This window comes from Mycobacterium sp. PDNC021 (genome assembly GCF_048282635.1).
Lineage (GTDB): Bacteria > Actinomycetota > Actinomycetes > Mycobacteriales > Mycobacteriaceae > Mycobacterium > Mycobacterium llatzerense.
On sequence record NZ_CP182502.1, the window covers coordinates 285,751 to 312,033 of the forward strand.

Here is a 26,283-nt window from a genome sequence, read left to right on the forward strand (position 1 = left end):
GCACCATGGTGGGATGCACGAAGGAGCCAAAGCCGTGGCGAACACCGGCCTGCTGGTCGCCGCCATCCGCGCCGACGAATCCCGCCGTCCCGACCGTCTTTTCACCGATCCGTTCGCCGAACGCCTGGCAGGCGAGACCGGCCACCGGCTGCTCGCCGAGGCCGTCGCCGAAGCCGGAGACCGGCCGACCCGCCAGATCGTGGTGCGCACCCGATTCTGGGACGAGGCCCTGCTCCGCGCCACGCAGTCAGTCCGCCAGGTCGTCATTCTCGCGGCGGGTATGGATGCCCGCGCGTTCCGGCTGCCGTGGCCCGCCGGCACCACGGTCTACGAACTGGACCAACCCGAGGTGATCGCAGCCAAGGCCGCAGCGCTTGAGGGCGAGCAGCCGTCGTGCACGCGGGTGGCCATCGGCGCCGACCTCACCGGCAACTGGACAGACAGCCTGCGGTCCAACGGCTTTGACGCCCGTCAGCCGACGGCGTGGTTGATCGAAGGGCTGCTGCAATACCTCGACGAAGCCGCGGTCGGCACGGTGTTCGCGCGGGTCGACGCGCTGTCGGCGCCGGGTTCGGTGCTGCTGTACGACATCGTCGGCAAGACCCTGCTGGACGCGCAGCTGTTGGCCGCGGTGCGGCAGTCGATGGCGCGCAACGGCGCACCGTGGCTGTTCGGCACCGACCAACCGGGCGAACTCGCCGAGCGCCACGGCTGGTCGGCAGTGGTCACCGACGTCGCCGAGCCGGGCAACGCCTGGGGCCGGTGGTTCGCCCCCGCGGTACCGATGGACGTGCCCGACGTGCCACGTGGCTACTTCGTCGAGGCGGTGAAATAGGTTGTCGCCGAACATGGCAAGTCTTGATCCTGCGCTCGTCGTCTTGCGCACTCGACCTCTTGTGCGCGTCTGCGCAGAGTCAACGCCCACACGGCATTTGCTTGTCAAGTGCCCAGCAGCGGAGACCGCGACTGTGCCAGCAGATCGTCGATTTCACGGATCCGACCGTCTGAATGCACACTCGCGAAGTCACTGAAACACATCGCGCCCCGACTGTGCATCCAGAGCGCATCGCCCGCGAATCTGGCGCTCGGTGCGCACACTCGATGCGAACCTGACTGCAATACCGCCAGACTCAGTGCGCGGCGGTCACCGCGGGCCGCCGGTCGGCCGCGGTCCGCGGCTCTGTCACCGTATCGGCCGCGGTGAATTCCTTGGTCCAGCAGGCGAACTCCAACGTGATGCCGTCGGGGTCCTGGAAGTAGAACGACCGCACGTACACGCCCGGATGCACCGTCGGCGACGCCTGCATGGGGCTCTCATCGTGGTTGAGCACCGGGCCGACCCGGACACCCTTTTCCTTCAGCCGCTTCCGGTACTCGTCGAACTTCTCGGCAGGCACGTGAAAGGCCAAGTGGTTCAACGAACCAACGGCACTCATGAACTCCCCGATGCCGGGTATCGCCGCCGGCTGCGAGATGCCGGGCGCACCGTCGGGCGCCTGGGTGAACCAGAAAAACGCCACGCAGTCCCCGTTGCCGGCGTCGAAGAAGAAGTGCTGACCCATGCCACCTGGCAGATCGACCGACTTCACCAGCGGCATACCCAGTACGCCCGAGTAGAAGTCGACCGTCCGCGCCATGTCCGCACAGACCAGGGCGACATGGTTGATGCCACCCAGCTCGAATTCAGTGTTGCGGTTGTCCGGCTTGATCATCGTGCCACTCCTGACGCCAGGGTCTGGTCAATCACCGAATCTGAATCTAACATCAGGTTCAGATTTGATCAATGACGTTTCGAAAGGTAGCCACCGTGACCGTCGCGCCACGCGAGCAGCTCCCCACCGTGCGGGGCCGCCAGACGCAGGCGGCCATCGACAACGCCGCCCGCGCCGTCATCGCCCGCAAAGGCATTCTGGCGACCACCATTTCGGACATCGCGGCCGAAGCCGGCCGGTCCACCGCGTCGTTCTACAACTACTACGACTCGAAGGAAGCGATGGTCCGCGAATGGGCTGAGCGCTTCCGCGACGAGGCCCGTGATCGCGCGCTGGCCGGCACCGGCCCCGAGCTGACCAACTGGGAACGCTCCCATCAGGCCGCCGCCGCGCACTGGGACACCTACCGACACCGGTTGGCCGAGGTCATCGGCATTTCTCAATTGGCAATGGTCAACGACGATTTCGCGCAGTGCTGGGCCGAAATCTGCGAACTCCCCATCTCGCTGATCATGGCGATGGTCAAACATGCTCAGCAGCAAGGCTTCTGCCCCGACGATGAACCACGCCTCGTCGCGGTGGCTCTGGTATCGATGTTGAACCAGTTCTGCTATACCCAATTGTCAGGCGATGGCGCCACCACCGCAGACGACGACGCCTGCGTCACCACCCTGGCCAACATCTTCTACCGGACCATCTACCACGAGGGGAATCCGCGTACATGAACAAACCCGGAAGTTCGTCCGCCGCGGGAGTCACCCGAGAGTTCATCGGGATGGATTCGCCGACCGCGCTGCGCGCCGGGTCCGGTGGACATCCCTGCCAGGGCATCTACTACCGGGTCATGGGCCGCAAGCCCAAGGTGGCGATGATCGCCGCGCACTACCAGATCGACTTCGCCGAGCACTATCTCGCCGACTACATGGCGACCCGGGGTATCGGGTTCCTCGGCTGGAACACCCGATTCCGCGGCTACGAGTCCAGCTTCCTGCTCGATCACGCGCTCGTGGACATCGGCGTCGGGGTGCGCTGGCTGCGCGAGGTGGCCGGCGTGGAAACCGTTATTCTGCTGGGTAATTCAGGAGGCGGATCGCTGATGGCCGCCTACCAGGCCCAGTCGCTGTCCCCGCACATCACCCCGCTGGACGGCATGCGCCCGGCAGCGGGCGTCTACGACCTGCTGCCGGCCGACGGCTACATCTCCAGCGCCGCCCATCCCGGCCGACCGGACGTACTCACCAATTGGATGGACGGTTCGGTGACCGACGAATCCGACGCGCTGGCAACCGATCCCGATCTCGACCCGTACGCCGAGCACAACGGCCCACCCTTCTCCCCTGAATTCATCCAGCGCTACCGCGACGCGCAGGTCGCCCGCAACCACGCGATCACCGACTGGGTGGAAACCGAGTACGCACGCGTCCGCGCCGCAGGATTCCGGGACCGCCCGTTCACCGTCATGCGGACCTGGGCCGACCTGCGCATGATCGACCCCACCCTCGAACCCACCAAACGCCCGGCCAATCAGTGCTACGCGGGCGTCCCCGTCCAGGCCAACCGGTCGGCCAACGGCATCGCCGCCGCCTGCACGCTGCGCAGCTGGCTGACCATGTGGAGCCTGCGGCACGCCCAGACCCGGGCCGAGCCACACCTGGCCCTCATCGACAACCCCGCACTGGTGATCAACGCCGAGCAGGATTCGGGTGTGTATCCGTCTGACGCACAACGCATCTTCGATGCGCTGGCCACCACGGACAAGACACTGCACGCCATCGACTCCGACCACTACTTCACCACCCCGGGCGCCCGCAGTGAGCAGGCCGATCTCATCGCCAAATGGATCGCCAAGAGATGGCGGTGACGCCACCCGTTCGGGTGCTGGCGCACTTCACCCCTGGTCCGCGAGTCACCGATTTCCTTGCCCCACTGCACGATCTGATCGACGTACGATTCTGCGCGGCGGACGACGACGCGACGTTCTACCGGGAACTGCCCGACGCCGACGTGCTCTGGCATGTCCTGCGGCCGGTCAGCGCCGATGACCTGAAACAAGGCCGCCGACTCGAGCTCGTCCACAAGATGGGTGCGGGCGTCAACACCATCGACGTCGAGGCGGCGACGCGACTCGGTATCGCGGTGGCCAACATGCCCGGCGCCAACGCCCCCTCGGTCGCCGAGGGCGCGGTGATGCTGATGCTGGCCGCACTGCGGCGGCTCCCGGAACTCGACCGCGCCACCCGCGCCGGCGACGGCTGGCCGACCGACCCGACCCTCGGCGAGACGGTGCGGGACCTGGGCAGCTGCACCGTCGGCCTGATCGGCTACGGCAACATCGCCAAGCGCGTGGAGACCATCGTCACCGCGATGGGCGCGACCGTCGTGCACACCAATACCCTTGGCGCACAAGGCCACCCCGGCTGGCGCACGCTCGCTGAGCTGCTCGCCACCAGCGACGTCGTCTCGCTGCACCTGCCGCTCACCGAGCACACCGAAGGACTGCTCGACGCCGACGCACTGGCGGGGATGAAACCGGGTGCGGTCCTGGTCAATACGTCACGCGGCGCCGTCATCGACGAAGCCGCACTGGTCTCTGCCTTGCAGAACGGGCCACTGCAGGCCGCCGGCCTCGACGTCTTCGCCACCGAGCCCGTCGATCCGGGCAATCCGCTGCTGATGCTCGACAACGTCGTCGTCAGCCCGCACGTCACCTGGTACACCGCCGACACGATGCGTCGCTATCTGGAAGAAGCCGTCGCCAACTGCGAGCGACTCGCCACTGGACAGCAGCTGGCGAACGTAGTGAACGAGGTGCACTTCTAGACACCCGTCAAGTGGGTTACCCTCGGAACCAACCGACCAGTTATTTGGTTGGGTGCGCCATTCCACGCCCACAGCAGGTCACAGGAGGCAACGATGCCCATCGCGATCATGTCCGAGCACAACGATCTGGCCGATTCGGTCCGATCCCTGGTGGCGCGCGTCGCGCCGTCCGAGGTGCTGCACGAGGCCCTCGAGACCCCGATCAGCAACCCGCCGCCCTACTGGGGCGCAGCCGCCGACCAAGGCCTGCAGGGCCTGCACCTATCGGAAGCCGTTGGCGGACAAGGCTTCGGCATCCTCGAGCTCGCGATCACCCTGGCCGAGTTCGGTTACGGCGCCGTCCCCGGACCGTTCGTCCCCTCGGCCATCGCCAGTGCGCTGATCGCCGCGCACGACCCCAAGTCACCCCTGCTGTCCGACCTGGCCTCCGGCGAGACCATCGCCGCGTACGCCCTGGCCTCGGGTCTGACCGCCACCACCCAGGGCGACGGACTCGTCGTCAGCGGTGACATCCGCGCCGTCCCCGCCGCGGCGCAGGCCGCACTGCTGGTCGTCCCGGTCGACGCCGGCACTCAGTGGGTGGTGCTGGATACCGCGGCGCTGCAGATCGACCCGATCCAGACCGTCGACCCACTGCACCCCGCGGCCCAGGTGCGCGCCGACGGCGTCGCGGTCGGTGCCGACCGCGTGCTCACCGGCCTGACGCCGGCGCATGCCCGGGCCCTGATCACCACGCTGCTGTCGGCCGAATGTGTCGGTGTCGCGCGGTGGGCCACCGACACCGCCGCCGAGTACGCGAAGATTCGTGAACAGTTCGGCCGGCCGATCGGTCAGTTCCAGGCCATCAAACACAAGTGCGCCAACATGATTGCCGAGACCGAGCGCGCCACCGGTGCGGTCTGGGACGCCGCCCGCGCACTCGACGAGCACGCATCCGGCGACGCCGACTCCGACTACCAGTTCGCCGCCGCCGTGGCCGCCACCCTGGCGCCCGTCGCCGCCCAGCACTGCGCTCAGGACTGCATCCAGGTGCACGGCGGTATCGGCTTCACCTGGGAGCACGACACCAACGTCTACTACCGGCACGCCATCGCGCTTGTCGCAGGGTTCGGCCGCGCCGCCGACCACCCACGGCAAGTGGTGGACCTGGCCACGACCTCCGGCATGCGGTCCATCGATATCGACCTCGATCCGGACACCGAGAAGCTGCGCGCCGAGATACGCGCGGAAGTGGCTGCGCTGAAAGCGCTTCCGAGCGGGCCGGAACGCAACACCGCGATCGCCGAAGGCGGTTGGGTGCAACCGCACCTGCCGACGCCGTGGGGCCGGGCCGCCGCGCCGATCGAGCAGATCATCATCGCCCAGGAGTTCAGCACCGGAAAGGTGCGGCGCCCCCAGATGGGTATCGCGGCCTGGATCATCCCTTCGATCGTGGCGTTCGGCACCAGCAAGCAGCAGCAGGACTTCCTGCCGCCGACGTTCCGCGGCGACATGATCTGGTGCCAGCTGTTCTCCGAGCCGGGCGCCGGCAGTGACCTGGCCAGCCTGACCACCAAGGCCGTCAAGGTCGACGGCGGCTGGCGCATCACCGGCCAGAAGATCTGGACGACGGGAGCCCAGTTCTCCGCCTGGGGCGCGCTGCTGGCCAGGACGGACCCGAACGCGCCGAAGCATCAGGGCATCACGTACTTCCTGCTCGACATGAACAGCCCAGGCGTCGAGGTCAAGCCGCTGCGCGAACTCACCGGCAACGCGATGTTCAACACCGTCTTCATCGACGACGTGTTCGTGCCCGACGACATGGTGCTCGGCGAGGTGAACCGCGGCTGGGAGGTCAGCCGGAACACCCTGACCAACGAGCGGGTGTCGATCGGCAGCAGCGAACCGCCGTTCCTGGCCAGTCTCGAACAGTTCGTGGAGTTCCTGCGCGCCGGCGAGTTCGACGAGTTGCAACGTCACGAGGCCGGCAAGCTGATCGCCGAGGGGCACGCAGCCAAACTGCTCAACATGCGGTCGACGCTGCTGACCCTCGCCGGCGGCGATCCGATGCCCGCCGCCGCGATCTCCAAGCTGCTGTCCATGAAGACCGGTCAGGGTTACGCCGAGTTCGGGGTCGCGTCATTCGGCAGCGACGCGGTCATCGGCGATCCGCAACAGCCCTCGGGCCGGTGGGACGAGTATCTGTTGGCCGGCCGCGCGACGACCATCTACGGCGGCACCTCCGAAGTGCAGCTGAACATCATCGCCGAGCGGTTGCTGGGCCTGCCCCGCGACCCGTAACCGTTTCGCGCGAGCGCACGTGAAAACCCTCATTTCGAAGCAGAAATGGGGGTTTTCCCGACTGTTCGCAGGTATGGACCAGGCGTACCGTTGACGTAAGCGGAAGATTTGGTTGGTGGTGACGATCATGACCACAAACGAGCTGACGACACGTGCGGCGCGGGTACTGCGACTGGTGTCCATCGGGGCCATCGCGATCTCGTTCACGGTCGTCCCGACTGCCCTACGCAGCCCGACGACAACGCTGCAGGCGGGCGGTGACCCGTGCGTCAACGGCGTCGTCCCGTGGAACCCGTACGTCGTGAACTGCAACCTGCCTGTGCGGAACATCCCCAAGGTGCGCGGCGCGGCTCCCGACGCGGGTGCCATCATCGCGTGCCACGACAAGCCCGGCTGCCTGTCCTGGTACGTCAACGGTAACTAGAGGTCCATCTCCCGCAGCGCCCGCTTGAGGATCTTGCCCGTCGGGTTACGCGGCAACTCGTCGAGGAAGACGACCTCGCGCGGAACCTTGTAGCGCGCCAGGTGATCTCGGACGTAGGTCTTGATGTCGTCCTCGCTGACCGTCGCGCCCTCGGTCTTGACGACGAACGCCCGCAGGCGCGCGCCGAAGTCCTTGTCGTCGACCCCGATCGCGGTCGCCTCCACCACCTCGGGGTGCCCGCTGATCAGATCCTCGACCTCGGCGGGGAACACGTTCTCACCGCCGGAGACGATCATCTCGTCGTCCCGGCCACTGACGTACAGGAGTCCGCGCTCGTCGAAGTAACCGACGTCGCCCGACGAGAGCATCCCGTCGATGATCTCCTTGCCACCGCCGCCGGTGTACCCCTCGAACGGGAAGGTGGTGCCGACGAAGATGCGCCCGACGCTGCCCTGCGGCAGCTCCTTGCCGTTGTCGTCGAAGATCTTCACGCGGACGCCCTTGACCACCGGGCCGACCGTCGCCGGGTTGATCGACAGATCCTGAGGGCGGGCGATGGTGGCGAACGAGATCTCGGTCGACCCGTACAGGTTGTAGATCACCGGGCCCAGATCCTTGAGTGCCCGCGTCGCCAGCTCGGACCCCAGCTGCGAACCCGAGATGAAGACGATGCGCAGGCTCGACAGGTTCGGCTTCGGCGATGTCTTGTCGAGTTCGTCGAGAATGCGCGACAGCATCACCGGCACCACCACCATGGCGGTGACCTGGTGGCGTTCGATGTCGGCGAGCACGGTGGCCGGCGTGAACCGGCGGCGCAACACCAGCGTGCTGCCGAGCAGCATCGCGATGGTCGAATGCAGGTACCCCAGCGCGTGGAACATCGGCGCGGGCAGGCTGGTCACCTCGCCGGATTTGAACGGCACCGAGGACAGCACACCACCCACCGGGGCCAGCGATGGCGGAGCACTTCGATTGGCGCCCTTGGGAGTTCCCGTCGTGCCACTGGTCAAGATGATGATGGAAGCCGACTTCGCGACCTTCGGCGGCGCGAGGCTGCTGGTCCGAGCGATAACGTCGGCCAGTGATTCGTCGACGCTGCCCGACGGTTCCGGCTTGTCCGGGTTGTGCCCCAGCGCCCGCAGCTTGCCCAACGGCGGCTCCGAAAGCGCGACGGCGTCGGCGTATTCGTCGTCGTAGATGATCAGCTGGGCACCCTCGCGCTCGGAGACCTCTTTGATCTGCGGACCCGAGAACTCGGTGTTGAGCAGGATGATTCGCGCACCGACACGCGCCGCGCCGTACACCGACACCAGGAACCACCGGTGGTTGCGGGCCAGGATCGCGACGCCTTCGCCCGCCTGAACGCCCTTGGCGCGCAACGCGTTGGCCGTCGCGTTCACGGCGTCGTCGAACTCCTGGAAGGTGATGTCGCCGTCGTCGTCGATGACGGCGGTGCGGTGCGGAGTCCGGCGCGCATTGAGCGCCGGGACCATGCCGATCTCACCCCAGCGGACGATGTCGGCCAGCATGGCCGCCATGTGCTGCGGCGACTCGAGCTTGAGGGCGCCCGCCTCGAACATCTTCCTGGCGTAGTGGAGTTCGGCGGCGCCGCGGTCGACGTATTTACCGACCGACTTCTCCAAAGTTTCCTGAACCTTGTTTGCCACCTGCGACGGGAGGTCAGTCAGCTTCGCCATGAGCCAACCATATGTGACACCCCGGGCAACACGGCCGGAACTCCCGCCCCAATTATCGGGCCGATTACGCTGTCCACATGGGTGACTCGCGGTCCCTCGAGGTGGGCGGACGCGAGGTTGCCGTGAGCAACCCGGACAAGGTGATCTTCCCGGAACCCGGGGTGACCAAGCTCGACCTGGTCAACTACTACCTGTCCGTCGCCGACGGCGCGCTGCGCGGCGTGGCCCGGCGGCCCATGATCCTGAAGCGGTTCGTGAAAGGCATTGCGCAGGAAGCGATCTTCCAGAAGCGGGCGCCGGAGAAACGGCCGGACTGGATCGAGGTGGCCGAGCTGAAATACGCCTCCGGTACCTCTGCGAAAGAAGCCGTGATCGACGAGGCCGCCGGGCTGGTGTGGGCGGTGAGCCTGGGTTGCATCGACTTCAACCCGCATCCGGTCCGGGCCGACGACCTGGAACACCCGGACGAACTGCGCGTCGACCTGGACCCGATGCCGGGTGTCGAGTGGCCACAGATCCTCGACGTCGCCATCGTGGTGCGCGATGTGCTCACCGACTACGGGCTGACGGCATGGCCCAAGACCTCCGGCTCGCGGGGTTTCCACATCTATGCCCGGATCGAGCGGAACTGGTCGTACAAGGAGGTGCGGTTGGCCGCCCAGACGGTGGCACGCGAGGTGGAGCGACGCGCACCCGACCTGGCGACCAGCCGATGGTGGAAAGAGGAACGCCAGGGCGTGTTCGTCGACTTCAACCAGAACGCCAAGGACCGCACGGTCGCGTCGGCGTACTCGGTGCGGTCGCGGCCCGACGCCCGGGTCTCGACACCGCTGTTCTGGGACGAGGTCCCGGGCTGCCGTCCCGAGGAATTCACCGTGGCGACGGTGCCCGGCCGGTACGCGCAATTCGGCGACCCGTGGGCCGGGATGGACGCCGCTGCAGGCGGTCTGGAGGGATTGCTGGCGCTGGCCGAAGAACTGGGTCCGATGCCCAAGGCGGAGAAACCCGAGGGCGGCGCATCGGCCGACGGGCGGCGCGCGTCGCAGATGCCGCTCATCGAGGTTGCCCGCACCAAGACCCGCGACGAGGCGATGGCCGCCCTCGAGGTGTGGCGGTTCCGTCATCCCGAAGCGGCATCTGCCCTGGAAGCCATCGATGTTCTGGTCGACGGCATGCGTGGACCCAGCTCGATCTGGTACCGCATCCGGATCAATCTGCAGCATGTGCCGGAGCAGTTGCGGCCGCCGCAGGAGCCGCTCATCGCCGACTATTCGCCGTGGGTGGGCTATCAGGGCAACCAGTGGCGCCGTCCGTGAGCGTTACCCCGCCGAGACCATGTTTGCTAGCTGGAGCTATCAGACTTCTTAGCGATGATTTAGGACTTACTCCCCGGTACCTTAACTTGGGCACATAACTTCGATCTTGAGCCGAAGAAACGACACAGCAGTCGGGCGTTCGGCAACATCGAAGGGAGGCATCACATGGCTATGGTCACCAGCGACTCGGCATCGACAGCCGCTTTCCGCTATGGCAATCCGGCGGTCGCCTGCGGCGACGCCGAGGTGCGCGCCCAGTGCCGCCAACTGGCGACGGTACTCACCGTCACCGGAGTCATCGACGAATCCGATGTGGACCTGGTAGCAGCGCAGGCACGGCGCTGCGTCCTTCCCGAGAAGCCGTTCATCCTGGACCTGAGCGGGGTCACCTCGTTCGCAGTGTCCTGTGTCGAACTGCTCGACAAGGTCAACGACAGCTGCATCGCAGCAGGTAATGAGTGGTCCCTGATCGCATCCCAGCCGGTTTCGACCGCACTGCTGGCCTGCGGCGCAGAGTCCGCCTTCCCGACCGCAACCTCCGTCTCCGAAGCGCTGCACCATTTCTCGGACAGCATGTACGAGCGCCGTCGGTTGCTGCCGTTCCTCACCAAGAAGTCCGCGTAAGACAGGAACTGAACATGTTGATCGATCTCCGCTGGCTGAGTGCCCTGCTTCACCACCACCGTCGTAGGACGCATCTCGCGACGCCGGCTTTCTGACACCTTCGACCTCCAACACGGTGCCGACACCAATCCTGGTGTCGGCACCGTGTTTTTGCGTGGGCGTCGCCTATGGGAAGTCGACGCGCACGATCACGCTGTCGTCCCACACATTCCGATTCCGTGCCTTGCGCCATTTCTCGCGCCACGGCAGACCGGCGTGTACCTGCGTCACGCCCGGAATCCTGAGGAGCGGCACCAGATTCCACTGCCACCCATAGCGTCGGTGCAGCACGCGATTCGCGGCAGCCGCAGCCACGTCGTCGAGGATCGTCGCCGTGCCGGTGAATACGGTGGCGCCGCTGAGTTTTCGGCCGCGATAGTCACAGGCGGTCAGCTCCACCTGCGGATGCGCCCGCAGACGTGCGGTTTTCGGTCCGCGCTTGGTCCGGAACATGACGGAGTTGCCCGCAGCGGCGAACCACATCGGGGTATCGACCGGCTCGCCACTTTTCCGGTAGCTCCGGAGCAGTGCGTACCGGGTCCTACTCAACTCGCTGATGTCTGATCGCTGTGCGTTGGTAGCCATGCACACAGTCAACGACTTAGAGTTGGCTCCAAGTCAAGCCCGATCCAGGAGGGTCATGGCCACGTTCACCATCGGCGAAGTGTCGGCGCGCACCGACGTCGCCGCGACGACGCTGCGCTACTACGAACAGATCGGTCTCATCCCCGCACCGGCGCGGGTCGGCGGCCGGCGCCGATACGACGGCGCCGTCGTCGATCGGCTCAACGTCATCCGGGTGTGCAAGACCGCCGGGTTCTCCCTGGACGAGATCCTCTTGCTGTTCGCCGACGACGCCCCCGGCCGCCCCTCGACGCGCGCACTGGCCACGGCCAAGCTCGTCGAGATCGACACCAAGATCGCGGAATTACATCTCGCCCGGGCGATCGTCGAGTGGGGCCTGCAGTGCACCTGCCCGTCGATCGACGCCTGCAGCTGCGGCATTCACCCCGCCAAGCCCTGGGACTCCCAGACTGCCGTCGGCTGATCGCGTCAGTGCCCGCTAGGGCGGGCACCACCGACTTCCGCAGGCAATGGCGGCGGAAGTGGAGTGGTCGGCACGGGCGCGGGAGCTCCTGTGACAGGTGCGGGTGGCGTGCCCGCCGGCGCGGGCGCGGCGGCGGCCGTGCCGGTCAGCGGCCCGCCGCTGCGATAAAAGGTCATGGGCTCGGACCTGATGGATTGTGAACCCGCGCTGATGTCAAGCGATTTGGCGCTCACGACATAGGTGATGCCGTCACTCGTCGCGGTGTAGCGGCCGCTGCCGTCCGCGGTGGCGGAGATGATCAGCTTCGCACCATCGCTGATGCGCACGCCGCGGTACTGATATTGACCGCCGGCGCTCTTGCAGATGGCCACCCGCGACGAGGCGGTGCTCCCGAAAGCCACCGCGGTATCGCCCGTCGGGCAGCGCGCCGTCGAATCCACGAACCCTTGCGCGTCCGTGGCGGGATCGGCAGACGCCGCCGGGCTCCCGGCCAGCACCAGCGCCGCACCCGTCAGGGTTGCAGCCAGCAGCCCCGCGGCGCGGAATGTGAAGTCGGACATCGTCACCACCACATCACACCGCGACCCGTTCGGCGAGCGCCCACACCGCGTCCCGGCAAACCGATTGCCGGTCGTAACCCCTGGACCCTGGATGAATTCTTGGAAAACTTCAGCTTGATTTATTTACCCGGGCGGGCAAATTGCGCACGTATCGGCAGGTCAGACGGCCGAGGGGTGAATTTTCTCAGCTAGAGGCGAGTCCTGGTTTCCGCTACCTTCAGACCGCCTAATTCCGTTCTGCTTCACTGAATCCGGGGTCCATCATGCAAATCGCTGTTCGGCACAACGCACTGCCTTCGTCTCTCGTTGCCGGAATGTGCTCGGTGTGCATCGTCGCCTCGGTCGGAGCCGTGGCGCCGCTGCCCGGGCCACAGACCGTGCCCGCGGCGCATTCCGCGGTGACCGCCGTTTCCACCTACGCGGAGAAGTACTACCTGACTGCCTTCCCGGCAGACCTGCTGCAGCTGATCTCGCTGCCATTCACGACGTACCAGACGTTCGTGAACAACCTCATCGCCGGCCCCAATGAGTTCATCAAGGCCTTCAACACGCTCAACGCCGCGCTCTACGCCCAGACGGTCGGCCCGTTCGTCGCCCAGCTCATCCAGGGCCCGAATGCGATCATCACGGGCCTGAACAACATCAACAAGGCGATTCACGCCGCCACGCTGCTCCCGATCGTCAACACCCTGATCGCGGCACCGAACGCCATCATCAAGGGCATCAACGCCATCAACGCCTCGTTCTTCAACGGCACGACGGCGACCATCCCCGTGCTCATCAACACCGCGATCAAGACCGCGATCGCTGCGTTGCAGAACCTGAGCACCTTGCCCGCCACCATCATCAAGGGCATCAGCGCCCTGCCGGGCGCGCTCATCGCCGGACTGAACGCCCTGCCGGGCGCCATTCTCTCCGGATTCCCCTTGGCCGCAACGCCGTTGGCCGCCACCACCTCGTTGAAGACACTGTCTGCGGCCACGGTCGTGCCCACGACCCAGCCGTTGTCTCTGACGGTCAAACCCGCTGCCGCCGAGTCGGATACGCCGAGCGCTTCGGCCAAGACGTCGCCTGCGTCCAGCACGCCGGACAAGACGCCCGCCGCCACCGACACCGGGAAGACGACGGAGAGCACCGGCTCCGGCGCCACCACGGACAGCCCGACCGAGGCCAAGGACACGAGCAAGCCCGCCGGCAAGACCGACGAGAAGTCCGACACCAAGGGCACCGAGACCAAGGGCACCGACGCCAAGGGCACCGACGCCAAGGGCACCGAGTCCAAGGGCACCGACAAGCCGGACACCAAGTCCGACACGAAGTCGGACAGCAAGTCGGACGACAAGACGGGCACCGACAAGTCGACCGCCGACAAGTCCACGAAGGCGGACTCGAGCAAGTCCAAGAAGACCGACAAGTCCACCTCGAAGAGCGGCAAGCACAGCGCTCCCGATGGTGCCAGCGGTTCGGTCTCCGTGCCCGCGGGTTCGACCGGTGGCAAGCACCGTGCCCCCGAGGGCGGCAGCTCGTCGCACGGCTCGAGCAGCAGCAGCAGCAGCAGCAGCCACGACAGCTAGCACGTAGTACAACAACATTGAGGGCTGTGGCTTCGAAAAGCCACAGCCCTCAATGCATTCCCGCCCGCATCCGGTGGACGGGGTCAGACGTCAGTAACCAGGAATCGCCGGCACGACCGGAGACGAAGCCAGCTGCAACGGCGCCTGCGCCGCGGGTGCCAGCAGGCCCTGCGCGGGCGCCGTGACCGCCGGCAGGGTGGCCAGACCAGGCGCGGGAGCCAACGGCGCGGTCGCCGCACCGAGCACACCAGGAACCGGTGCCGTCGCGGCCCCCAACGTCCCCGGCAGCGGTGCCGTCACCGCACCCAACGTTCCCGGCACCGGAGCCGTGGCCGCGCCCAAGACGCTCGATACGGGAGTGGTAGCCGTGCCCAGCGTGCCCGGAACCGCGCCCAGGGCGCCCGGAAGCGCCGCGGTGGCGCCCGACAGGTCCGGCAGCCCGACGGAGGGCAGCCCCGGCGGTGCCACCGGCAAGCCGCCGTTCATCAACGCCGGGATGTTCCCGTTGGCCAGCGCCGTCATGAAGGCGGGGCACTGAGTCTGGATCGCGACCTGCGTGGCGAACCCGGCCAGCGGCGGCGCGATGCCGCCGTTGCCACTCATCTGAGTTGCCGTGCTGGCCATCTGACTGCCGGGCTGCACGAGCAGCGGGCAGATCGAGGTACCCACCTCGGCGATCGCGTTGCTGACGGGCCCGTTGTTGCCGATGCCGACATCATTGAGCGCGTCATGGACGACGTCGGCCTGGGCGCGCGGCCCCCACATGAGAGCCGCGGCGACGATCGCCCCGGCCACCACGACAGGCCGCAGCACCGCGGCAGATGTCGCGATGACATCCACGGAGCCGACCTGTGTCCTTCCGGTCTTCGGCCGGCCCGGGCGGGCAGCCACCGATCGCCTGCGGTACGTCACTTCAGTCGTTGCGGTCATCAGCACGCTCCCTGTTCCTGAGTGCTCGGCGCCACATTGGGCACTGATTTCACTTCGGTAACGGTGGGCTACAAATGTCACAAATACAACACGGACCGATAACCGTTCGAACCCTATGCGTTTCGCTACGTTGATCTCTGAGACCGGACTGAAATTCTGTCTCCTTTTCTTATGGGGGCTTCAACTCAATAACACCAGTAGTCACATTTGCCTCATTAGCACCTTCTGGAACAATTTGAAAGAGGCGTCAATACCGGGCCAGATGCAGGCTTTCGGGAGTTCCGCCAGAACCCGGTTGACCCGCCACCGAGCACCGAACACACCCCGCATCAATTGACGCCGGAGTAGGGCCTTACTTTGTTCATAGGTAATGGTCAGACGGGTGTGACATACTGCACTTTGGTCAGAAAAGGGGAGGTGATCTCCGCGTGATGCCCCACGCGCGGCTCGCCGCCGCCTCCAGCCTCCTCGCCGCGGGCTGCCTGGCATTCCTTCCCGAAGCCGCCGTCGCATTCGCGCTTCCGTCCTCCGACTCCGACACCAGCGGCAGTAGTAGTAGCTCAACTACGGGCACGACGGGCAGCAGCTCGACCACTGGCACCACCGGCACCACGACGGGCACCTCCACTGGCGGCACCACCGGCAGCTCGGACACGTCGACGACGACCGGCACCGGCACCGGCACCGGCACGACATCGACGACCAGCGGATCCTCGACCACCACGGGCTCGACCACGGGCAGCAGCTCGTCGTCGAGTCTGCCGAACACCTTGGGCGGCATGGTCGGTCAGTTCACCCGCATCATCCAGCACCCGACCAGCATCATCGGCGGCGCACCGCTGACCGGCATCATCCCCGGCATCAAGCCCAACCAGAACGCCCCGCAGCTGACGCCTGGCGCCGCATCGACGTTCGCCGCGTCGGCCCCCGCGCCGACGAACATCGCGGCACCACAACCGTCTGCCGCCCTGGCGCCGGAGCCGGCCAAGACCACCGAGGACACCACCGCCGCGGCCGCACCCAAGCCCCCGCTGGCGCAACTCCCACTGATGGCCGCCCAGGTTCCGTTGACGGCGCTCGACCTGGTCAAGACCACCCTCCCGACAGTCGTCGAAGCCGTGCCGATTCCAGGTCTCGCCGCACTGCCGGTCTTCGCCGATGCCCTGATCAACCCCATCGAGAGCACCGTCCGAGACCTGGCGGCAGCCGCGTCCAACCTGCCGTTCCTGCAATATGAGCCGGGCATGCCCCTCATCCAGTCGCCGCTGGACAACCGGACCCTCCAGCAGAACGCGCCCCAGATTCCGAAAACCTTTGCCGCAAGCACGGATTCGGTACCGCGCGACGTCTCGCCCGGCGCTCCGGGCACACCCGTCAAGCCAGTCCCGCCGATCCAGCCCCGCAACGTCTTCGCCGCCGAGAGCCACCTCGTCGCATCGACGGATTTCCGGCCGGGCTATCCGGACTACCTGCGGGCCGCGGGACTCAGCGAGGTGGCGGCGGTCGCCGTCCCCGGGTTCGCCGGCATCATCACCCTCACCGCCGCCGGCGGCTTGGTCGGATACCGGCAGGCCCGCGCCACCGCATCGGCACCCAGTCGCGCCCAGCGGTTCGTCAACTAGGCCCAGCCCAGGTCGACGGCAGCATCGGCGTACGCACCACTTCGCGTAACACCGTCGCCCGCGGGCCGACCAACCCGCGAGCCGAGACATCAAGTCCCGCATCGCGATTGGTTCCGATGACGTCGGGCTCTGCCGGTGTGCCAGGCAGAGTCATCCGACCATCGGCCGCCATTGTTTCGTGCCGGTATTGCCGCGCTTTCCGGCGCCGGCGGGCCGCGCGGCGCTCGGCCACGGCCACGCTCGCCGCCACCGGTTCTTGAGCCGGGGCGGATGCCACCTGCGTAGCCGAACCACGCACCGTCGGCGCGGAACCCTCCCCGTCCGGGCCGACACCCACGGCGTACAGGTACGGCACGTCGGGCACAGGAGCCATCGGTGCGGCCGGCGATGACGGAGCCGGCGTCGAACCGGTTTGCGGCGCGGCCGATGACGTCATGCCCGCCGGCGTCGTTCCGGCCGTCGGCCAATCACTGCGATCCTGAATATCGTTGTGGCCCAATGCAGGTGATTCGGCCACCGGACCCGGGATTACGTCCGGGACGGGCTCGGCCGGCGGAACACCGCTCGCTGCCGCGGCCGCGGCAGCAGCGGCCGCCGGCGCAGGCACCGCGGCGAACGGGCCGAAATAGATGAGCGGATCCAGCACGGAGTAGGTGAGGATGCTGAAGAGTTTGGCGTTCACCGCGGCAGCCGCGCCGTCCAACGCTTGAGTCGCAATGCTGCGCAACGGTTCCGGCAGCTCACGGGCCCACTCGGCCAGCGCGTTGACGAGTTTTCGCACCTGCTCGACCACAATGCCCGCGGGATCGCGGAACGTGAATTGACCGGAACCCGACGTCGCCGACGCGGCGCGGGCCGAAGCGCCAGAATCAGCGGACAGGACGGCCGGAGCCGGCGATGCGGTCGGCGACGACTGCACGCTCACTGTGGACACGCCCTCGTACACCCGCATGGTGGCAGCCGCCTGCAACCACATCCGGCCGTAGTCGGCTTCGTTCAGCGCGATCGGAATGGTGTTGAGGCCAAGGAAATTCGTCGCGAGCAGACTGGTGTGAACGGCATGGTTGGCAGCGAGTTCGGCCAGCGTCGGCATGCCCGCGACGGCGACGGTATAGGCGGCGACGACGGTGTCGTGCTGCTGGGCGATCAACTCGGCGACGGCACTCATCGAAGTCAGCCAGTGACAGAACGGCTGATGGGCGGCCACGTACTGCTCGGCAGTCGAGCCGTCCCACACCCCGCTTTGGACCGCCGCCAGGATGCCCGTCAATTGCGTTGCGGCGTCGCCATATTGGGCAGCCAATCCACGCCACGCTGCGCCGGCCGCCAACAACGAACCGGGCCCCGGCCCGGTCGCGAGCATCGCCGAACTCACCTCCGGCGGCAGCGTCTCCCATATCGTCGACACATAATTTAGGCTAACCTAAGTTAGGTCGCTCGGGTTGGCCACCTCAGTGCGCCCAAGGGGATTTCGGCCGAGGATCGCCCCGGGACATCCGCCGACCGGTAAGAATTGGGTTCGACCGGAATAACCCGGCTTCCTCAATCCGTTGGGAACTGACGTGACCGAACATGAACTGAGCCCCACCGACTGGGTCCGCAAGCAGACCGAACAGATTCTGGCGCAGGGCACCACCGATGGCGTGCACATCCTCGATCGGCCGGTGGTCCTGTTCACCACCACCGGAGCCAAGTCCGGCAAGAAGCGTCTGGTGCCGTTGATGCGGGTCGAGCACGACGGCCGTTACGCCCTGGTGGCGTCCAAGGGCGGCGCCCCGGAGCACCCGTCGTGGTACCACAACGTCAAGGCCAACCCGCAGATCACGGCGCAGGACGGCGAGACGGTCGTGGAGCTGACCACCCGCGAGCTCGAGGGCGACGAACGCCAGGAGTGGTGGGACCGGGCAGTTGAGGCCTACCCGCCCTACGCCGAGTATCAGACCAAGACCGACCGTCTGATCCCGGTCTTCATCGCCGAATAACTTCCCGCTCCCCGATCGGCAGTAACCGACGCGCGGACTGCAACAAGATGCGATGTAGTTCGCCGTCGGGAATGTCCTGCAATTCGGGGTCCATCGCACTGCCGTAGACGCCCGAGATCACCAGCGACATGGTCACCCTGGTCTCGGTGTCTGCGCCGTCCAGTCCGAGCACGCTGCGTAGCCGCCGATTGATGGCGCTGCACTCCTCGTGGGAGTTGACCAGGGTGTCGATCGCCGGGTCGCGATAGAAGACTGCTGTCACGCGCCGGTGCCGGACCGCGAGCTCGACGAACCCGGTGATCGCGGCCTCCTGCCGGGCCGGCCCTCGCTCTTCGGCCTCGATCGCGGTGGCCAGCTGATCGAGGTCGGCGAACACCGGCCGGATAACGGCGAGCACGATGTCGTCCTTGGAGTGGAACTGGTAGTACACGGAGGCCTTGCTGACCCCCATGTGATCGGCGATCATCTGCAGCGATGTGCCGTTCACGCCGTGCTCCGCAAACAACGCCAGGGCCGCTTCGATCACCCGCGTGCGCGCTGATCCGCGCGGCCCCACCGATTTGGCCAATCCCCGCTCCCTGTTCACCGCCGACCGGGTGGTCGCCGTGTAGCCCTGGCCACCGCTGTCACGGCGACGTCACGTGCGTCACACGGGATGCCCCGATGTGCGCACCGACCTGCATCAATTCATTCGCTTAACTTGTCTAAGTTTACCTTGGTGGATACTCTGAGTCTGCCGATCGGCAGACTGAATGTGACACAGCTGGCGGCGCCGCACAAACGGTGCGCAGCGCCCCAGGTCACGCAATCCGCCAAGGCATGTCGAGCAATCGAGGAACGGGGAGGTCAGCATGACCAAGGAGATCGCTGCATGATCGGCACTGCGCTCAAGAAGGCGTGGATCCCGCTGCTCATCCTCGCCGTGGCCCTCGTCGCCGGTTTCACCGTGCAGCGCGTGCGCGGCTACTTCGGCCAGAACCCCGTCATCGTCACCCCGCGCAACTTCGCCGACGACGCCAAACCGTTCAAGCCCAAGGTCGTCACCTACGAGATCACCGGCGAACCCGGCGCCTACGCCGACATCAACTACCTCGACCTGGACGCCAAACCGCAGCGCGTCGACCACGCCATGCTGCCCTGGAAACTCGTCCTGTCCACCACCGCACCGGCAGCGTCGCCGAACATCGTCGCCCAAGGCGACGGTGACTCCATCACCTGCACCGTCCACGTCGACGACGAACTCAAAGACACCCGCACCTCCACCGGCGTGCACGCCCAAACCTTCTGCCTGGTGAAATCTGCATGAGCAACCACAGCCTCGATACCCCCACCGACTCGTTCCCCAAGGCCGAGCAACCGCCGCACCGGCCGCTGATCCCGCGTCTGATGCGCACGCTCGCGATCCCGGTGATCCTCGCCTGGATCGCCATCGTGGTAGTGCTGAGCACGATCGTTCCGGGGCTGGACGAGGTCGGCAAGATGCGGTCGGTCTCGATGTCACCGCACGACGCGCCGTCGATGATCGCGATGAAGCAGGTCGGCTCCGACTTCAAGGAGTTCGAATCCGACAGCTCGGCCATGGTGGTCCTCGAAGGCCAAGAACCGCTGGACGCCGCCGCGCACGCCTACTACGACCAGATCGTCGCCAAGCTCCAGGCCGACACCGCGCACGTCGAGCACGTCCAGGACTTCTGGAGCGACCCGCTGACCGCGTCCGGCTCCCAGAGCGCGGACGGCAAGTCCGCCTACGTGCAGGTCTACCTGCGTGGTAACCAAGGCGAGTCGCTGGCCAACGAGTCCGTCGAGACCGTCGACAAGATCATCAACAGCGTGCCCGCCCCGCCTGGTGTCAAGAGCTATGTCACCGGCGCGGCCGCCCAGGCCTCCGACATGAACGTCGCCGGCGATCGCAGCCTGAAGGTCATGGAGGCCGTGTCATTCGCGGTCATCATCGTGATGCTGCTGCTGGTGTACCGATCGTTCGTCACGGTGCTGATCGAGCTGTTCATCGTCATGGTGCTGGTGGGCGCGGCGCGCGGCCTGGTCGCGGTGCTCGGCTTCTACAACGTCATCGGCCTGTCGACCTTCGCCACCAACCTGCTGCCGATGTTGGCCATCGCGGCGGCGACCGACTACGCGATCTTCCTGATCGGCCGGTATCAGGAAGCGCGCACCGCAGGGATGTCCAAAGAGGACGCCTACTACGACATGTATCACGGCACCGCGCACGTGATCCTCGGTTCGGGTCTGACGATCGCCGGCGCGACATATTGCCTGCACTTCACCCGACTGCCGTACTTCCAGACGCTGGGCATCCCGCTGGCCATCGGCATGGTCACCGTGGTGCTCGCCGCACTGTCCCTCGGCCCGGCCCTCATCACCGTGGTCACCAAGTTCGGCAAGACGCTGGAACCCAAGCGCGCGATGCGGGTGCGCGGCTGGCGCAAGATCGGCGCGGCGATCACCCGCTGGCCGGGCCCGATCCTGGTCGCCACGATCGCCGTGGCGTTGGTCGGCCTGGTCGCCATCCCGGGCTACAAGACGAGCTACGACGATCGCCAGTACATGCCTGCGGACCTCACGTCCAACGAGGGCTACGCGGCCGCAAACCGGCACTTCTCGCCCGCCCGCATGAATCCCGATCTGCTGCTGGTCCAGTCCGACCATGACCTGCGCAACCCGTCGGACTTCCTGGTGATCAACAAGATCGCGAAAGCCGTTGTGGCCGTTCCTGGTATCGCTCAGGTGCAGGCCATCACCCGGCCCGAGGGCACGCCCATCCAGCACTCGACCATCCCGTTCCAGCTGGGTATGCAGAGCACCACGCAGGTGATGAACCAGAAGTACCAGCAGGACATGATGGCCAACATGCTCAAGCAGGTGGCTGACATCCAGGTGAGCATCGACACCATGACCAAGATGCAGGCCATCACGGTTCAGATGTCAACCGTCATGGACAGCATGGTCGGCAAGATGCACGGCATGCTGGGCGACATCGAGGATCTGCGCAACCACATCTCCGATTTCGACGACTTCTTCCGGCCGATCCGCAACTACCTGTACTGGGAACCGCACTGCTACGACATCCCGGTCTGCTGGTCCATGCGTTCGGTGTTCGACACCCTCGACGGCATCGACACCATGACGGACGACTTCCAGACCGTCATCCCCGACATGGACAAGATGTCCGCGCTGACGAAGCAGATGGTCCAGGTCATGCCCCCGCAGATCGAGACCATGAAGAACATGAAGAAGTACATGCAGATGATGTACGCCACCCAGAAGGGACAGCTGGATCAGCAGGCCGAGGGCCAGAAGAACTCCAGCGCCATGGGTGAGGCCTTCGACAAGTCCAAGAACGACGACTCGTTCTACCTGCCGCCCGAGGCCTTCGACAGCGCCGATTTCAAGCGCGGCATGAAGAACTTCATCTCGCCGGACGGCAAGTCGGTGCGGTTCATCATCCAGCACGAGGGCAATCCGCTTACCCCCGAAGGCATCTCGCACATCGATGCCATCAAGCAGGCCGCCAAGGAGGCGATCAAGGGCACCCCGCTGGAGGGCTCCAAGATCTACCTGGCCGGCAGTGCGGCGACCTTCCGTGACATGGCCGAGGGCTCTGACTACGACCTGATGATCGCCGGAATCTCCGCTCTCGCACTGATTTTCGTCATCATGCTGATCATCACGCGAGCGGTGGTGGCGGCCTCGGTGATCGTGGCGACGGTGGCGATCTCGCTGGGCGCGTCGCTGGGTATGTCGATTCTCATCTGGCAGTACCTGATCGGCCTACCGCTGCACTGGATGGTGATACCGATGTCGGTGATCATCCTGTTGGCCGTGGGCGCGGACTACAACCTGCTGCTGGCGGCCCGGTTCAAGGAAGAGATCCATGCCGGCCTGAACACCGGCATCATCCGGGCCATGGGCAGCACGGGCTCGGTGGTCACCAACGCCGGCCTGGTCTTCGCCTTCACCATGTCGTCGATGATCATCAGCGAGCTACGCATCATCGGCCAGGTGGGCACCACGATCGGCCTGGGCCTGCTGTTCGACACCCTGGTCGTCCGGTCGTTCATGATGCCGTCGATCGCGGCCCTCATGGGCAAGTGGTTCTGGTGGCCGCAGATCGTGCGCCAGCGTCCGGTGCCGGTGCCCTGGCCGACCCCCGACAAGAAGGTCGACGCGACCGTCTGACCCGTCGTACCGAAAGCGCCGCGCTGAGACTGCCTGCCTCAGCGCGGCGTTTTTCTGTGCGCTAGAGGAGAGTGGCGCGAAGGTTGTTACTGGCAGTCATCCCGATTGAACCCACGTACCTTTTCAGGACGTCAGAGGTCCCTGGGTTCGGCAACCGGCGGCAGATTGCCATCACGATTGAACACACGCACTCCGTCCACATTTGTTGCGGCGACCGCTTGAATCGGGACGAGGGGGCTGGCCGCATATGCGCGGGCCCTGCCGCCAGAACGCAAAATGCCCGCCTCGGTGCGACAGGGTTGTCGCACCGAAACGGGCACCAGCGGGTGTACGGGTGGAATGACGGGGCCGGCCAGGCCGGGTGGGCTACCGGAGGCAGCGCGCGCCGAACGTCGGCGCGGACGCTACCGGTCTACCGACTCAGACGCCGAAGCCGCGGCCGGTGGACCAGGCGAACACCGCGTAGGCCGCCGAAGACGACATCCGGTGAACTTCGGCTTCCGTACCACCGAGCTCACGGATGCGGTCGGCGAAGGTCGACTCGATGATGCCCGAACACGTCGTCAACAAGTCCATCAACGATGCGTCCGCCGCCGACTGCTGTGCCGGCTCGAACTGGTTCGGCAAATGCGCTACTGCTCCCACGACCACTCCTGACCTCAAACTGTTTGTTTCAGCTATCTAATTTTATCGGCTAAGTACCGGTCGTGACTAGGACTTTTGCCGTGACACTGCCCAGTGTACCTAATGCTTTGTGGTGTGCGTCACATCGACGCGACCGCAATTCAACATTGACCGCATCGTTATCACCACTGGTCCCACGGCACACTCCAGTCGCCGTTCTGCCACAGCTGCAATGGCTTGCCGCCGGTGTTCCGCACCTCGACCACGTCGCCGGGCACCGAGAAGTTGTAGAACCACTGCGCGTTGTCGTGGTTCAGGTTCAGGCACCCGTGACTGGTGTTGGTGTTGCCCTGCGCCCACACCGTGGCGTCGAGCTGATGCAGGTACACACCGTCGGTGCTGACGCGCACGGCGTACGGGATGGTCTCCTTGTATCCAAGGTGGTTGTTGATCGGCAGCCCGTACGTCGACGAATCCATGATCACCGGATTGCTCTTGTCGAGCACCGTGTAAACACCCGGCTGGGTCCAGAAACTCAGGGTCTTGCCGTTGACGGTTTCGGTGCCGCCGCGCCCCATGGAGGTCGGCATGGTCTTCACCAGCGCGCCGCCGTCGTACACGTTGACCTTCTTGGTCGCGTCGTCGGCGATCGACACATGGGAAGCGCCGATGGTGAACGTCGGGCCCCCGGCCACCGACACCACGGTGCCCGGCGCCCAGTACTGCGGCGGGCGCCAGTGCGCGGTGGTGTTGTTGACCCAGTGCCAGGACCCGGCCACCGGCGGGTTCGCGGTCACCACGAGGTCCCGAGCGGCCGCAGCCTCATCGACCGGACCGCCGAAGTGCGCGACGATCACCGTTCCGATGCCGTAGGTCGCGCCGTCTCGAATCGGCGCCCCGGAGGTCATGGAGAACGAGACCGGCGGCGGCCCCGCAGGGCCGGGAGGAGGTGCGTCGTCGTCTGCAGCTGCCACCGCGGTGGGGACGAGAAGGACCATGGACATTGCCATTACAAATGCGCGTGCCGCCAACATGCGGTCACAGTACCGATGCTCCATTCGCCACCCCCCTCCGGTGAAATCTTCGATGTGCCAGCAACATTAGGGATGCGTACTGAGGGCGGCTTAGTCTGCGCCTAAGAATCGGCTGAGTGCCCGTGTAACGCCCGCCACACCCGCAACCAGCGCCGCATTGCCGTCACAAGCCGTTGCAGTCCAAGGCAAACCGCAGTCGTTCACCTAGCATCGTGACCAATGGTGCACAGGCCCGACGACTCCCCTGCGGTCCCGGTCAAGACCGCCGATCTGGTGCTGTCGGGCGGTGGCGTCAAGGCGATCGGATTGGTCGGCTCCGTCGTCGCCCTCGGTGACGCCGGCTATCGCGTAGGCCGGGTCTCCGGAACGTCGGCCGGCTCCCTGGTGGGCGCTGTCATCGCCGCCGCGAATCGTCGTCAGCCGGCCGGCTGTCAGCTCAGCGGTGACCAACTCCACGAGCTGGCGATGTCCCTGCCCTACCGCAAGTTCCTGGATCCCGTTGGCACCAGCCGAATCCCGGTGCTGGGCAAGTACTGGACCGCCTTCCGCGGCCAGGGGATGTACCGGGGCGACACCGTCCACGACTGGGTCGCCGGCGAGCTGCGCAATCTGGGGGTACGGACCTTCGGCGATCTGGCACTCGACGACCGCGAGCTGCCGCCCGAGCAGCGCTACCGCCTGGTCGTCACCGTCGCCGACATCACCCGCGGCACGCTGGTCCGACTGCCCTGGGACTACCGCAGGATGTACGGCCTCGATCCCGACGAACAGTCCGTCGCCGACGCGGTCAGCGCGTCGATGGCCATCCCGTTCATCTTTCGTCCGGTGACGATCACCGGCGCCTCGGGCACGATGTCGACCCTCATCGACGGTGGTCTGCTGTCGAACTTCCCGATGTATTCGCTCGATCGCACCGACGGGAAGGTGCCGCGCTGGCCCAGCTTCGGCATCACCGTCACGGCCCAGCGTGCCGCCCAGGGCGACGGCGACCCGGGCCCAGGGCTGGCACCGGTGGTCGATCTACCCGGTGCACCGCGGCTCTTGGAGAACCTCATCAACACCGCACTACTCGGACATGACCAGACTTATCTGCGGCAGCCATCGGTCGCAGCGCGCACGATCGTCGTCGATGCCGCGGGCATCGGATACCTGAATTTCGACATTTCCCAGGCGGATCGGAAGCGTCTTTACGACAACGGCTACGCCGCCGCAAAGGAATTCCTGAATACCTGGGACTGGCCCTCTTACCTACATCGCTTTCACGCCGGTTCGACGTGAATGCCCTCCCGGCCTAAAAGCGGGGGCGCGGCACTCCGTCGGGACCGATGTTGAGGCCGGGGCACAAATGCACCATCGCCATATCCATCACGAAAGTCGCGGAGGCCTTGTTCACCTTCAACGAATTGGAAATATTGTTCACCGCATCGCCCGTCGGCTGACCCGCGTACACGAACATATTGCAGGTCAGACGGCCGGTCTTGAGCAGGTCGGCGTCGCTGCTCTTCAGCCGGCCGTGCAGCTCGGTGAGATAGGCGACCTCTGCCGCGTTGGCCGCGGCATTCGTCGGCACGCAGTCGAGCGGGTTGCCCCGTTCGGCGCAGGCCGCCATCTGGCCCGTTCCGACATCAGCCAATGCGGGGGCAGAAACGCCGAGACCAGCCACTGCCAGGGCCGCCAGCAGCAGGCCGGTAATCACTCGCGCAGTCATCGCAACAACACCTCCCGACCGCCATATAAGACGCTTCCGTCAATTAATTCCGGCACCGCCCCCGCGGTGTCCGTAACGGAATAATAAAGATC

General features: G+C 66.0%; 24 protein-coding genes and 1 pseudogene. 15 read left to right on the forward strand and 10 right to left on the reverse strand.

Annotated elements, in window-relative coordinates; genetic code table 11:
• Window positions 1-13: 13 nt before the first annotated feature.
• Window positions 14-835 carry an SAM-dependent methyltransferase gene (locus tag ACNO8X_RS01410; protein WP_418003839.1) on the forward strand — a complete coding sequence of 274 codons (822 nt, stop codon included), beginning with the start codon at window positions 14-16 and terminating at the stop codon, window positions 833-835.
• Between the two features lie 295 nt (window positions 836-1,130).
• Here the strand turns inward: ACNO8X_RS01410 and ACNO8X_RS01415 are convergent, their stop codons facing one another.
• On the reverse strand, window positions 1,131-1,712 hold the full coding sequence (locus tag ACNO8X_RS01415) for a VOC family protein (RefSeq protein ID WP_418003840.1): 582 nt from the start codon (window positions 1,710-1,712) through the stop codon (window positions 1,131-1,133).
• Window positions 1,713-1,807: 95 nt separating this feature from the next.
• On the opposite strand from ACNO8X_RS01415, the gene ACNO8X_RS01420 reads away from it, so the two are divergent.
• The 5 genes from ACNO8X_RS01420 (at window position 1,808) to ACNO8X_RS01440 (ending at window position 7,236) form a co-directional block, all read left to right on the forward strand.
• The gene (locus ACNO8X_RS01420) at window positions 1,808-2,437 is read left to right on the forward strand and encodes a TetR/AcrR family transcriptional regulator (RefSeq protein ID WP_418006070.1); all 630 of its coding nucleotides are present in this window, start codon (window positions 1,808-1,810) and stop codon (window positions 2,435-2,437) included.
• Window positions 2,434-3,573: an alpha/beta hydrolase gene (locus ACNO8X_RS01425; RefSeq protein ID WP_418003841.1), complete on the forward strand. Its 1,140-nt coding sequence runs from the start codon at window positions 2,434-2,436 to the stop codon at window positions 3,571-3,573. Before ACNO8X_RS01420 ends, ACNO8X_RS01425 begins: the two co-directional genes overlap by 4 nt.
• Complete coding sequence (locus ACNO8X_RS01430) at window positions 3,549-4,532, forward strand: 2-hydroxyacid dehydrogenase (protein WP_418003842.1); 984 nt, start codon at window positions 3,549-3,551, stop codon at window positions 4,530-4,532. Before ACNO8X_RS01425 ends, ACNO8X_RS01430 begins: the two co-directional genes overlap by 25 nt.
• Before the next feature lie 93 nt (window positions 4,533-4,625).
• On the forward strand, window positions 4,626-6,812 hold the full coding sequence (locus ACNO8X_RS01435; RefSeq protein WP_418003843.1) for an acyl-CoA dehydrogenase: 2,187 nt from the start codon (window positions 4,626-4,628) through the stop codon (window positions 6,810-6,812).
• A 127-nt stretch (window positions 6,813-6,939) separates the two neighbouring features.
• Window positions 6,940-7,236, forward strand: coding sequence for a hypothetical protein (locus tag ACNO8X_RS01440; protein ID WP_418003844.1), 297 nt, complete (start codon window positions 6,940-6,942; stop codon window positions 7,234-7,236).
• Here the strand turns inward: ACNO8X_RS01440 and fadD2 are convergent.
• Window positions 7,233-8,933 (reverse strand): long-chain-fatty-acid--CoA ligase FadD2, encoded by a 1,701-nt coding sequence (gene fadD2, locus ACNO8X_RS01445; protein WP_418003845.1) that lies wholly within the window; start codon window positions 8,931-8,933, stop codon window positions 7,233-7,235. The two genes, ACNO8X_RS01440 and fadD2, sit on opposite strands and share 4 nt — an antisense overlap.
• A 77-nt stretch (window positions 8,934-9,010) precedes the next feature.
• On the opposite strand from fadD2, the gene ligD reads away from it, so the two are divergent.
• Window positions 9,011-10,249: a non-homologous end-joining DNA ligase gene (ligD, locus tag ACNO8X_RS01450; protein WP_418003846.1), complete on the forward strand. Its 1,239-nt coding sequence runs from the start codon at window positions 9,011-9,013 to the stop codon at window positions 10,247-10,249.
• 165 nt (window positions 10,250-10,414) lie between these two features.
• Window positions 10,415-10,873: an STAS domain-containing protein gene (locus ACNO8X_RS01455; protein WP_043389992.1), complete on the forward strand. Its 459-nt coding sequence runs from the start codon at window positions 10,415-10,417 to the stop codon at window positions 10,871-10,873.
• Between the two features lie 165 nt (window positions 10,874-11,038).
• Here ACNO8X_RS01455 and ACNO8X_RS01460 read toward each other — a convergent pair whose 3' ends face one another.
• Window positions 11,039-11,497 carry a PPOX class F420-dependent oxidoreductase gene (locus tag ACNO8X_RS01460; RefSeq protein ID WP_418003847.1) on the reverse strand — a complete coding sequence of 153 codons (459 nt, stop codon included), beginning with the start codon at window positions 11,495-11,497 and terminating at the stop codon, window positions 11,039-11,041.
• 55 nt (window positions 11,498-11,552) lie between these two features.
• Here ACNO8X_RS01460 and ACNO8X_RS01465 point away from each other — a divergent pair, with 55 nt between their 5' ends.
• Complete coding sequence (locus ACNO8X_RS01465; protein ID WP_418003848.1) at window positions 11,553-11,960, forward strand: MerR family transcriptional regulator; 408 nt, start codon at window positions 11,553-11,555, stop codon at window positions 11,958-11,960.
• A 5-nt stretch (window positions 11,961-11,965) separates the two neighbouring features.
• On the opposite strand, the gene ACNO8X_RS01470 is transcribed toward ACNO8X_RS01465, so the two are convergent.
• Window positions 11,966-12,520: a hypothetical protein gene (locus ACNO8X_RS01470; RefSeq protein WP_418003849.1), complete on the reverse strand. Its 555-nt coding sequence runs from the start codon at window positions 12,518-12,520 to the stop codon at window positions 11,966-11,968.
• A gap of 263 nt (window positions 12,521-12,783) precedes the next feature.
• Here ACNO8X_RS01470 and ACNO8X_RS01475 point away from each other — a divergent pair, with 263 nt between their 5' ends.
• Window positions 12,784-14,094 (forward strand): hypothetical protein, encoded by a 1,311-nt coding sequence (locus ACNO8X_RS01475; protein ID WP_418003850.1) that lies wholly within the window; start codon window positions 12,784-12,786, stop codon window positions 14,092-14,094.
• A gap of 90 nt (window positions 14,095-14,184) precedes the next feature.
• Here the strand turns inward: ACNO8X_RS01475 and ACNO8X_RS01480 are convergent, their stop codons facing one another.
• The gene (locus ACNO8X_RS01480) at window positions 14,185-15,024 is read right to left on the reverse strand and encodes a hypothetical protein (RefSeq protein WP_418003851.1); all 840 of its coding nucleotides are present in this window, start codon (window positions 15,022-15,024) and stop codon (window positions 14,185-14,187) included.
• A gap of 428 nt (window positions 15,025-15,452) precedes the next feature.
• Between ACNO8X_RS01480 and ACNO8X_RS01485 the strand changes: the two genes are divergently transcribed.
• The gene (locus ACNO8X_RS01485; protein ID WP_418003852.1) at window positions 15,453-16,646 is read left to right on the forward strand and encodes a hypothetical protein; all 1,194 of its coding nucleotides are present in this window, start codon (window positions 15,453-15,455) and stop codon (window positions 16,644-16,646) included.
• Here ACNO8X_RS01485 and ACNO8X_RS01490 read toward each other — a convergent pair.
• Complete coding sequence (locus ACNO8X_RS01490) at window positions 16,639-18,054, reverse strand: PPE domain-containing protein (protein WP_418003853.1); 1,416 nt, start codon at window positions 18,052-18,054, stop codon at window positions 16,639-16,641. The genes ACNO8X_RS01485 and ACNO8X_RS01490 overlap by 8 nt on opposite strands.
• 154 nt (window positions 18,055-18,208) lie before the next feature.
• On the opposite strand from ACNO8X_RS01490, the gene ACNO8X_RS01495 reads away from it, so the two are divergent.
• Window positions 18,209-18,628 (forward strand): nitroreductase family deazaflavin-dependent oxidoreductase, encoded by a 420-nt coding sequence (locus ACNO8X_RS01495; protein ID WP_418003854.1) that lies wholly within the window; start codon window positions 18,209-18,211, stop codon window positions 18,626-18,628.
• Here the strand turns inward: ACNO8X_RS01495 and ACNO8X_RS01500 are convergent.
• Entirely contained in the window at window positions 18,615-19,196 is a 582-nt protein-coding gene (locus tag ACNO8X_RS01500) for a TetR/AcrR family transcriptional regulator (RefSeq protein WP_418003855.1), read from the reverse strand. The genes ACNO8X_RS01495 and ACNO8X_RS01500 overlap by 14 nt on opposite strands.
• Before the next feature lie 303 nt (window positions 19,197-19,499).
• Between ACNO8X_RS01500 and ACNO8X_RS01505 the strand changes: the two genes are divergently transcribed.
• Together ACNO8X_RS01505 and ACNO8X_RS01510 are read left to right on the forward strand one after the other, a co-directional pair.
• Window positions 19,500-19,934: an MmpS family protein gene (locus tag ACNO8X_RS01505; protein WP_260940947.1), complete on the forward strand. Its 435-nt coding sequence runs from the start codon at window positions 19,500-19,502 to the stop codon at window positions 19,932-19,934.
• Window positions 19,931-22,825, forward strand: coding sequence for an RND family transporter (locus tag ACNO8X_RS01510; RefSeq protein WP_418003856.1), 2,895 nt, complete (start codon window positions 19,931-19,933; stop codon window positions 22,823-22,825). Before ACNO8X_RS01505 ends, ACNO8X_RS01510 begins: the two co-directional genes overlap by 4 nt.
• 420 nt (window positions 22,826-23,245) lie before the next feature.
• Here the strand turns inward: ACNO8X_RS01510 and ACNO8X_RS01515 are convergent, their stop codons facing one another.
• Together ACNO8X_RS01515 and ACNO8X_RS01520 are read right to left on the reverse strand one after the other, a co-directional pair.
• Window positions 23,246-23,470, reverse strand: a complete 225-nt coding sequence (locus tag ACNO8X_RS01515) for a hypothetical protein (RefSeq protein WP_418003857.1) — start codon at window positions 23,468-23,470, stop codon at window positions 23,246-23,248.
• A gap of 161 nt (window positions 23,471-23,631) precedes the next feature.
• Window positions 23,632-24,387, reverse strand: a pseudogene (locus ACNO8X_RS01520) (L,D-transpeptidase); the annotation flags it as partial.
• 315 nt (window positions 24,388-24,702) lie between these two features.
• Here ACNO8X_RS01520 and ACNO8X_RS01525 point away from each other — a divergent pair.
• Entirely contained in the window at window positions 24,703-25,761 is a 1,059-nt protein-coding gene (locus ACNO8X_RS01525) for a patatin-like phospholipase family protein (RefSeq protein WP_418003858.1), read from the forward strand.
• A gap of 13 nt (window positions 25,762-25,774) precedes the next feature.
• Here ACNO8X_RS01525 and ACNO8X_RS01530 read toward each other — a convergent pair whose 3' ends face one another.
• The gene (locus tag ACNO8X_RS01530) at window positions 25,775-26,191 is read right to left on the reverse strand and encodes a DUF732 domain-containing protein (protein ID WP_418003859.1); all 417 of its coding nucleotides are present in this window, start codon (window positions 26,189-26,191) and stop codon (window positions 25,775-25,777) included.
• Window positions 26,192-26,283: the final 92 nt, after the last annotated feature.

What these genes read in the sequence shown, in the direction of transcription:
- ACNO8X_RS01465 (WP_418003848.1), top strand. Translation starts at nt 11,553, where the DNA reads ATGGCCACGTTCACCATCGGCGAAGTGTCGGCGCGCACCGACGTCGCC.
- ACNO8X_RS01415 (WP_418003840.1), bottom strand. Translation starts at nt 1,712, where the DNA reads ATGATCAAGCCGGACAACCGCAACACTGAATTCGAGCTGGGTGGCATC.
- ACNO8X_RS01410 (WP_418003839.1), top strand. Translation starts at nt 14, where the DNA reads ATGCACGAAGGAGCCAAAGCCGTGGCGAACACCGGCCTGCTGGTCGCC.
- ACNO8X_RS01430 (WP_418003842.1), top strand. Translation starts at nt 3,549, where the DNA reads ATGGATCGCCAAGAGATGGCGGTGACGCCACCCGTTCGGGTGCTGGCG.
- fadD2 (WP_418003845.1), bottom strand. Translation starts at nt 8,933, where the DNA reads ATGGCGAAGCTGACTGACCTCCCGTCGCAGGTGGCAAACAAGGTTCAG.
- ACNO8X_RS01435 (WP_418003843.1), top strand. Translation starts at nt 4,626, where the DNA reads ATGCCCATCGCGATCATGTCCGAGCACAACGATCTGGCCGATTCGGTC.
- ACNO8X_RS01480 (WP_418003851.1), bottom strand. Translation starts at nt 15,024, where the DNA reads ATGACCGCAACGACTGAAGTGACGTACCGCAGGCGATCGGTGGCTGCC.
- ACNO8X_RS01470 (WP_418003849.1), bottom strand. Translation starts at nt 12,520, where the DNA reads ATGTCCGACTTCACATTCCGCGCCGCGGGGCTGCTGGCTGCAACCCTG.
- ACNO8X_RS01455 (WP_043389992.1), top strand. Translation starts at nt 10,415, where the DNA reads ATGGCTATGGTCACCAGCGACTCGGCATCGACAGCCGCTTTCCGCTAT.
- ACNO8X_RS01475 (WP_418003850.1), top strand. Translation starts at nt 12,784, where the DNA reads ATGCAAATCGCTGTTCGGCACAACGCACTGCCTTCGTCTCTCGTTGCC.
- ACNO8X_RS01525 (WP_418003858.1), top strand. Translation starts at nt 24,703, where the DNA reads ATGGTGCACAGGCCCGACGACTCCCCTGCGGTCCCGGTCAAGACCGCC.
- ACNO8X_RS01425 (WP_418003841.1), top strand. Translation starts at nt 2,434, where the DNA reads ATGAACAAACCCGGAAGTTCGTCCGCCGCGGGAGTCACCCGAGAGTTC.
- ACNO8X_RS01530 (WP_418003859.1), bottom strand. Translation starts at nt 26,191, where the DNA reads ATGACTGCGCGAGTGATTACCGGCCTGCTGCTGGCGGCCCTGGCAGTG.
- ACNO8X_RS01440 (WP_418003844.1), top strand. Translation starts at nt 6,940, where the DNA reads ATGACCACAAACGAGCTGACGACACGTGCGGCGCGGGTACTGCGACTG.
- ACNO8X_RS01510 (WP_418003856.1), top strand. Translation starts at nt 19,931, where the DNA reads ATGAGCAACCACAGCCTCGATACCCCCACCGACTCGTTCCCCAAGGCC.
- ligD (WP_418003846.1), top strand. Translation starts at nt 9,011, where the DNA reads ATGGGTGACTCGCGGTCCCTCGAGGTGGGCGGACGCGAGGTTGCCGTG.
- ACNO8X_RS01460 (WP_418003847.1), bottom strand. Translation starts at nt 11,497, where the DNA reads ATGGCTACCAACGCACAGCGATCAGACATCAGCGAGTTGAGTAGGACC.
- ACNO8X_RS01505 (WP_260940947.1), top strand. Translation starts at nt 19,500, where the DNA reads ATGATCGGCACTGCGCTCAAGAAGGCGTGGATCCCGCTGCTCATCCTC.